This window comes from Clostridium sp. (assembly GCF_016650035.1).
GTDB lineage: Bacteria > Bacillota > Clostridia > Clostridiales > Clostridiaceae > Clostridium_AD.
Genome location: NZ_JAENWM010000125.1, coordinates 1 through 8,049 on the forward strand (window position 1 = coordinate 1; position 8,049 = coordinate 8,049).

The 8,049-nt window shown below is 33.5% G+C and carries 13 protein-coding genes and 1 pseudogene; all 14 read left to right on the forward strand.

Annotated elements, in window-relative coordinates:
• Nucleotides 1–1,137 (forward strand): phage portal protein (locus JJD95_RS18690; protein WP_291644776.1); only part of this gene is annotated, 1,137 nt, incomplete at its 5' end.
• Complete coding sequence (locus JJD95_RS18695) at nt 1,130–1,861, forward strand: phage head morphogenesis protein (protein ID WP_291644778.1); 732 nt, start codon at nt 1,130–1,132, stop codon at nt 1,859–1,861. The genes JJD95_RS18690 and JJD95_RS18695, both read left to right, overlap by 8 nt.
• A gap of 16 nt (nt 1,862–1,877) precedes the next feature.
• Nucleotides 1,878–2,123, forward strand: coding sequence for a hypothetical protein (locus JJD95_RS18700; protein ID WP_291644780.1), 246 nt, complete (start codon nt 1,878–1,880; stop codon nt 2,121–2,123).
• Between the two features lie 47 nt (nt 2,124–2,170).
• Complete coding sequence (locus JJD95_RS18705; RefSeq protein WP_291644782.1) at nt 2,171–2,455, forward strand: hypothetical protein; 285 nt, start codon at nt 2,171–2,173, stop codon at nt 2,453–2,455.
• A 61-nt stretch (nt 2,456–2,516) separates the two neighbouring features.
• Nucleotides 2,517–3,011, forward strand: coding sequence for a hypothetical protein (locus tag JJD95_RS18710; RefSeq protein ID WP_291644784.1), 495 nt, complete (start codon nt 2,517–2,519; stop codon nt 3,009–3,011).
• 176 nt (nt 3,012–3,187) lie between these two features.
• On the forward strand, nt 3,188–3,388 hold the full coding sequence (locus JJD95_RS18715; RefSeq protein WP_291644786.1) for a hypothetical protein: 201 nt from the start codon (nt 3,188–3,190) through the stop codon (nt 3,386–3,388).
• 137 nt (nt 3,389–3,525) lie between these two features.
• Complete coding sequence (locus JJD95_RS18720; RefSeq protein ID WP_291644789.1) at nt 3,526–4,164, forward strand: DUF4355 domain-containing protein; 639 nt, start codon at nt 3,526–3,528, stop codon at nt 4,162–4,164.
• 20 nt (nt 4,165–4,184) lie between these two features.
• Nucleotides 4,185–4,835 carry a hypothetical protein gene (locus JJD95_RS18725; protein ID WP_291644791.1) on the forward strand — a complete coding sequence of 217 codons (651 nt, stop codon included), beginning with the start codon at nt 4,185–4,187 and terminating at the stop codon, nt 4,833–4,835.
• Between the two features lie 18 nt (nt 4,836–4,853).
• Nucleotides 4,854–5,882, forward strand: coding sequence for a major capsid protein (locus JJD95_RS18730; RefSeq protein ID WP_291644793.1), 1,029 nt, complete (start codon nt 4,854–4,856; stop codon nt 5,880–5,882).
• A 55-nt stretch (nt 5,883–5,937) separates the two neighbouring features.
• A complete protein-coding gene (locus JJD95_RS18735) occupies nt 5,938–6,225 on the forward strand; it encodes a hypothetical protein (protein ID WP_291644795.1) in 288 nt (95 codons plus the stop codon).
• A 4-nt stretch (nt 6,226–6,229) separates the two neighbouring features.
• Nucleotides 6,230–6,637: a DUF6751 family protein gene (locus JJD95_RS18740; protein WP_291644797.1), complete on the forward strand. Its 408-nt coding sequence runs from the start codon at nt 6,230–6,232 to the stop codon at nt 6,635–6,637.
• The gene (locus JJD95_RS18745) at nt 6,637–6,993 is read left to right on the forward strand and encodes a minor capsid protein (RefSeq protein WP_291644799.1); all 357 of its coding nucleotides are present in this window, start codon (nt 6,637–6,639) and stop codon (nt 6,991–6,993) included. Before JJD95_RS18740 ends, JJD95_RS18745 begins: the two co-directional genes overlap by 1 nt.
• Nucleotides 6,994–7,437, forward strand: a complete 444-nt coding sequence (locus JJD95_RS18750) for a chloramphenicol resistance protein (RefSeq protein WP_291644801.1) — start codon at nt 6,994–6,996, stop codon at nt 7,435–7,437.
• Nucleotide 7,438: 1 nt separating this feature from the next.
• A pseudogene (locus JJD95_RS18755) lies at nt 7,439–7,873 on the forward strand (hypothetical protein); the annotation flags it as partial.
• Between the last annotated feature and the right edge of the window lie 176 nt (nt 7,874–8,049).

Consider the following 8,049-nt stretch of genomic DNA (forward strand, 5'->3'; position numbering starts at 1 on the left):
AAGACAAATGTAAACTATATGAAGAAATTTATCAAAGAAGAAGTTTCTTACACTGTAGGTAATGATATAACGTATGAGTCCAAGAGCGATAACAGTGATATAGTTAAGGATATTGAATACTACACTGCGCATTGGGATGAATTACATGATACGGACTTGATGAAGTATTTGTTAGTGTTTACTAAAGTATATGAATTGTATTACCTAAATGAAGCAGCTGACTTTTGCAGTAAAATTATAAAACCCACTGATGGTTACGCTTATACAGATAATGCTGGCAAGGTTTTATTCTTTATTCACGCATTTAAAAATGATTTTGATACAGTTAATCAATATATAGATGTTTATACAGATAATTATATTTATCATTTTGATAGTAAATTTAATGAAATAGAAAACCCTATTTGGAACATATTTGGAGAGGTCCCTGTGAGTGTTGGGGTATTAACATTTGAAGAATATCACGATAGTTTATATGGAGATATCAAAGGTCTTCAGGATGCATTTGAAACAAATTTCAGTGATATTGGAAATGAAATAAGTGATTTTAGAAGTGCTTATTTGGTATTTACAGGTTGCGAAATCCCCAAAGAGGATATTCCTGAAATGAAAAAGTTAGGAGTATTACAAGCCAAAGATAAAGACAGTACCATTCAATGGCTTATTAAAAATATCAATGATACCTTCATCCAAAATACATTAGACAGATATGTGGATACAATGTACCAAATATCATGCCACATAAATCATAATGAGGGCATGGTGAGTAACCTAAGTGGCATTGCATTGAGATCAAGACTCATAGCCTTGGAGAACAAATGTGATTTAGAAGAAAAAGCACATAAAAACATTGTTAAAAACAGAAATAGATTTTTATGTATATATTTAAACCTTAAGAAAAATAAAAATTATGATTATAAGGATATAAATGCTCTTTATACTCCTAATATTCCAATGGATGATTTAGGAACCGCTCAAATGTTGGCGCAGGTGCCAGAGGGAATTATTTCTAAGGATACTTCAAGAGGTAGATTTAGTTTTATAAGTAATAAGGTAACTGAGGCTGAAAAAGTTAAAAAAGAACAGGATGCAGAAATTCCTGAGATTGATTTAAATAAAGTGATTAAAGATGAGTAAATATACTGATAAAGAAGAGTTAGAGTTTATTGAAAGTCTTTACAATGAAGCCGATAAACTTATAAAAGAGGTTTATCAGGAGCAAAAGGATAATAGAGACGAATTATTAAAACAATTAGCAAATATAATGCTTACCTATACCATTTTAAATGACCTTATGAAGCTCTCTAAGGCAGATAAAAGGAAAGAGCATAATGGCTTGTCTAAGCTAATTACTGGCGATGCACAAGGTCAAGGGGCTACACAAAATAGGGTTATAGAGGAAATTTTAACAGCTACTATAACTAAAACGCTTGGTTTTTACAGTTATAATGTTGGACTTAAGGATGTTAAAGAGATTATTAGTAACAATTTTGCTGGAAAACACTTTAGTAGCAGAGTATGGACAAATGAATCTGATGTTGCTAAGCATCTCCATAAACAAGTTAATGATTTCCTTAATGGCAAAGTAAATGTTAATCAAATTAAAAGAAACATTGAAAAAACTTATAATACTAGTGCTTACAATGCACACAGACTAGTAGACACAGAGATAAATCGTGTTGAAGATGAAGCGTTTAAAAGGTTTTGCAGAGAAACCGGAGTAAAAAAAGTTATGAGAAATGAGGAAATGGATTCCAGAACTTGTGCCGAATGTGCTGGTATAAATGAAAATGTATATGATTTAGAAGATGCCCCTGGTCCAGTGCACCCATTATGCAGAGGATTTAATACAGTGCTTTAATAAATTGGAGGTATTTATGAAACCAGTTAAAACAGAATTTACTAATTCTACTTTAAAAGCTCCTGAAGGTAGCGAAAATGTAATTGATTTACCGATAACTAGACTGAAATATACAGATGGATCCTGCGCGGTTGAAAGTTGCTGGGAATTATCTGAAAAGGAATTAGAAAGAGTAAAAGAAACCGGAAAAATATATTTTGTATGTATGGGTAAAACTCATCCACCTATATTTTTGGGTTCAAAGTCAGAATTAGAGGCTTAGGAAACTAAGGCTTTTTATTATAAAAAAATAAAAGGGGTGATTTATTAATGAAATACAGAAAGAAACCAGTAGTAATAGAGGCTATACAATATACAGGGGATAATATACACGTGGTTATGGCTTTTGTTAAAAAGCTAAGCGATAAAAATAACAACGAATGTACAATTTACAATGTAATTACGGGAAATGAATATTCCATAATGACATTAGAAGGCAATATGAAAATAAGTAAAAATGATTATGTTATAAAAGGTGTTCAAGGTGAATTTTATCCTTGCAAAGAGGACATCTTCTTAAAAACATACGACAAAATAAATGGTATCCAGAAATAATAATAAATATAGTATCCTGTAATGATTAGTGATATAATGTCATTAGAGGTGATATGGTATTATGATTAAAATTTGTGAAAATTGTGGAATTGAGTTTGAGCCTAACAGTGGTAAACAAGTATGTTGCTCAAGAAAATGTAATGTTGAAAAATGGAGAAAACTAAATCCTGAGAAAACTAAGGAAAGCCAACACAGAAATGACGAAAAGAGAAAAGGTATTTATAGATATAATTCCGAAACTAGAAAAGTATGGTATAAAAATAAAAGCGACGATATCGAATGGAAAACTAAAATAAACAATCAAAGTAACTTTAGGAGAATAAAGGTTCAAGAGTATTTGAGAGATTATAAGATAGAAAAAGGTTGTAGTGATTGTGGATATAACGAACACCATGTAGCACTTCAATTCCATCATATAAGCGGTGTAAAAGAAATTAATGTGTGCAATGCTAAAAGCATAACACAAGCTAAAAAAGAAATTAAAAAATGCATTGTACTTTGTGCCAATTGCCATTCGATAAGAACTTACAATGAGTTAAATCCCATGCAAACCTGATATATTTGAATTAACCTATGAAAAAGCAGATAGTGAAACAGTTAAAGCAGTTCAGTCTACACTTGATGCAGTAAACCATATTAACAAACAAGAAAATTTGGCAATGCCTATATGTAATTATTAGAGTCTTAGAAAACTAAGGCTCTTTATTATGTCTTAAATTAAAGGAGCGGTGTATGGAGGAGAATAAAATTAAAATAGTAGAACACGGAAATGCAGGTTGTAATTCAGAATTTTTTTTAAATGGGGAAAAAGTGGACTATATGACTAGTTATAGAATAGTTAAAACCTCAACTGATATTGCGGAGGTAACTATTACTTTTGAGGGTCATGAGATAGAAATTGTTAAAAGCGATGTAATTAAAGATAATCGTTAGAATGTGTCCTTAATACGACCCTAAACTGTTTAAGCTCGTCTTGTGGGCGTTTTGTGTACAAGGGGTGCAACTACACCAAAATAATAAAAATTTGTGTCTTATGGGCAATTTTGCGTATGAGGGATAGGAGCGGATATATGTTAAAGAAAGATTTAATCGAAAAAATAAAAGCTTTAAAAGATGATGAGGATATTAACACTGAGTTGGTTGGTACCGATATCGAAACACAGTTTAAAACAAGTGGAGTAACATTGGATGCCTTTAAAGAGAAAATGAAAACTGATAAGGAATTTAAAGCCTATGGTGAAAGCGAAAATGATAAATATCATACTAAAGCGCTTAAAACTTGGAAAGAAAACAACTTAGAAAAGGAACTTGAGCCATTCATTTTGGCAAAGCATCCTGAGCTAGTCACTGATCCTGTTAAGAAGGAATTAGCGGACATGAGAAAAGAACTTGAAAAAGAAAAAGCTTCAAATACCAGAAAAGATTTACTTAGTGAAGCGATGAAGTATGCCAGTGAAAAGAAAATGCCTACTGGATTTGTTGAAAAATTTTTAGGTGAGGATTTGGACACTACAAAAGCTAATTTAGATGTATTGGCAGCAGATTGGTCAAAGGGTCTTGAAACAAGCGTTAATGAGAGAATGAAAGCCTCAAGTTATGTTCCTGGCGGAATTGATAAAGGTGGAGAAAGAATTTCAATTGGTGCATCAATGGCTCAACAAAATAATGGCGGCAAAGCTGCTCCAAGTGATCCTTGGGCAAGCAAATAAAATATTAGGAGGAATATTAAATGTTTAAAAAAATAACTTACACAAACGAAATGGAAATATTATTTTCAGAAGCAAATTTAGTGTGTTTTTCAGGAACAGTATTAGCTGATGGTGTAGTAGCAAATGCAGATGGAAGAAAATATGTTGAGGCAGGTAGCTTCATTGACGCTACAGGCGCAGTAGTAGTAGAGACGGTTCTGGCAGAGGTTGCAACTTTAGACCTTTCTGGAACTGTAACAACAGCAGGAACTGTAACCGTAACTTTAGATGGGGTTGCTTATAATGTCGCTGTTGCATTGAGTGATACAGCATCTATAGTAGCGGATAAAATTAAAGCAACAGTAATGACAGGGTGGACACTTTCGGGAACATCACCACAAGTTATATTTACTTCAAACACAACAGGCATAAAAACAGATACAACTTACGGCATTGGAACAAGTGCAGGAGTAACAGGAATAGTAACGACAACTATTCAAGGAAGTGAAACTGAAACATTAACAACTACTCCAGTAGGAGTTTTATATCAAACTGTAGATGTTACAAACGGAGATTCAGCCGCTTCAATTATGGTTGAGGGTTACTTAAGAGCAGATAGAGTATTTGCTGGAGTCGCATCCGCCGCAGTTGTATTAATCAAAGCAGCTTTAACAGAAATAAAATTTAGATAATCGAGGAGGAATAATAATATGCCAAAATTAGTAGAAGTATTTAACACAAACGAACTTATAAATTATTTCAAGGAAAGAGTAGTAGTGCCAATGTTAGGCGAAGCTTTATTCCCTGAAAAGAAAATCCAAGATATCGAATTTGATATGATCTTAGGCTCAGGCGGTCTTCCCGTTAGTGCAAGTGTTCACGCATTTGATACAAAGACACAATTAGCTAGTAGACAGGCAATTGAAAAAGGTATTCAAACTCTTGCGCTAATAAAGAGACAAATTAAGATCACTGAAAAGGAACTCATAAAAATTCAAAACCCACGAAATGATGCTGAACTTGCATTTGTTCTAGCTCAACTTTATAAAGATGCAGAAAAAATGGAAGAAAGTATAAGAGTAAGAGCTGAAGCTATGAGAATGGAAGTTATTTCTAGCGGTAAAATTGCAATAGATGAGAATGGTGTAGCTGTAACAATAGATTACTTAGTACCTGCTGGAAACAAGCTACCATTTACTTGGAGTGATCCACTTACAGCTAAACCACTTATTGATTTAGAAACTTTAGCAACTGCGGTTGAAGCTGAATGTGGAAGTAGACCATCAAGAGCATTAACTTCAAGAAAGGTAGTTAAGGCCATTTGCGCTACTACTTCAATCAAAAAAGCAATATTTGGAACTAATAGTGATAAGCTTGTAACTTTATCATTACTAAATGATTTGCTATCACAATCTGATTTACCTATTTTATTGGTTAATGAGGGCAAATACAAAGTTGAAACAGCTACAGGATATGCAACTGTAAGATACTTCCCAGAAAACATTATAAGTATGTTTGGGTCTGCAACTTTAGGAGATACAGTTTATGGCCTAACTGCAGAAGAAGTTAAACTTATTGGAGATGGCAACATGGAAACTGCAAGTATGGTTGGAAATGTTTTTGTAGGAACTTATACGAGTGTAGATCCAGTGGCAGAGTTCACTAAATCAGCAGCAACTGTAATCCCTAGTTTTCCTCATGCAGACGAATTGGGAATCGCGACTATAACATTAGCTTAGTACTAAGAGGGAAAATTGACTTCCCTCTTTTATTTTATATAGAGGAGGGGTATTTATGGAGATTAGTAAAGAACAACAGAAATCAATATTAACAATTAAAAATTATCTTAACATAGGACCTAATGTAAAATATACGGATGAGTATATGATGCTTAATTTTGAATTGGCCATAGACGAATTAGTTGAAAGCTCCTTGGCTATTAAATCAATAAAAACAACTGGTATAAAATCTAAAAGCGATGGTGTGCAATCTGTGACATTTGCTGATGGTATTGAAGCATGGACTATAACCGATAATGTAAAAATGTTATTGCCATTACCTTATGTAAGGATTATGGGGTGATTAAATGGTTTTGTTTAAGAACAGTAGTGTAACAATTTATAATAAGTATTATGATTTTTCAGCAGGTTATGATATGTACCAGAGGACCATAATTAAAGATGTAAATTGGAACAGTAAAAGAAATGCATCCATTAGTGATACTGGATTATTACTAGCTGATTCCATCCGTATTATTTTAGATAAATTAGAAAATTATATTTCACCTAAGAGTTTTAGAAAGTTATCTGATATTGAAAGACCTAATTATTTTACTTTAGCGGTAGGAGACAAAATTGTTAAAGGTGAGATTAATTTTGAAATTGCAGGAATTAAACCTTACAGGCTTACTGATTTAGAAAATAATTATGATGACGTAGTAAACATGATGTCTACACGAGAATTAAGTGATCATTTCGAAGTGGAGGGTAAATAATGAGTAACCATGTAAGAATTATTATGGATAGTACGCAGAAAATATTACTCGCCCGTTATCTTAATAAAGATGGTAGAGCTCAAGTAGAATTTACAAAAGAGTGTGCAAAATTTATGAACGCCTATATTCCCTACGCTACTGGACGTCTAAAAGATATGATGGTTACTATAAACCCAACTAATGTAACTTATAATGCCCCTTACGCTAAGCGACAGTATTACACTAACGCCGGTAATGGAAGACAGGGAACCTCAAGCGGCGGGCTACGCGGAAAACAATGGGCGCCTAGAATGTGGACCGCAAAGGGTGACGAAATAGTTGAGACAATTGCAAATTTTGTTGGAGGGGGAACATAAATGTTCATAGAAGCAATTAGAAATTTTATAAGATTGTGTCCTTACCTGCAAGAGTTTGAGGGCGCAGAGGGTGTTATAAAAGTAAATGTGGATTATTTGGAGGAACTTGCAACAGCTTATTCAATTGAGGAGGTTCCAACGAATCCAACAATTAAAACATATGTAAATGGCGATAGTATCAGGCAATTTCAATTTTTATTTGCATCCAGAGAACCTTTTGGCGCTGATGTTTTACAAAATATTAGCAACAGTGGTTTCTATGAAGACTTTGCGAATTGGATTGAACAAAATAATAATAATGATATTTTCCCAGTATTGGATGATGGTTATGAAAGTCAAGAAATTAAAGTATTATCTCCAGGCTATGCATTTGCAGTTAGCGTGGACCAAGCAAGATATCAAATTGAATTAAGATTAAAATATTATAAACAGGGAGGAATTTAAATTGACAATTCGTAAAAGGAAGACCCAGGCTAACTATTTAAGTGTATTAGGTGCTTTTGAATTATTAGGAGCAGGATTCACGGAACTAAACGAAAGTCCATCGGCTCAAACATCAAGCAAGAGGTATATTAATCAATCGAGTGCTACACAATCTATTATAGGTTATGAGTGGGCTACTAGCTTTAATACTGACCAAATTGTAAGCGAGAAAGCTATTACTTATATTCGCAATATTGGAGAAATGCAGAAAACAGGAGCTGATACAGAAACAGATTATTTGATTGTAGACTTAGATCAACCAGGTACGGTAGTAGGTACTTATAGGGCAAGAAAGTTCAGTATTGCAGTGCAAGTTGATAGCTTTGATGACAATGATGGAGAATTAGGAGTAAGTGGAAGCTTATTAGGGAGTGCAGATCCAATTGAGGGCACATTTACTATAGCAGATAAAACATTTGCAGCGGGGTTTACAGGGTTGACGTTGGAACTTAGTTATATAGCAACAGGTGCTATATCGGCTATTTCAGTACCTGAAATTACTTATAGTACAGTAGATAGCAAATTTATAGGTATACCTGCGGATACAACATCATTTACATTCATGGATGTAGC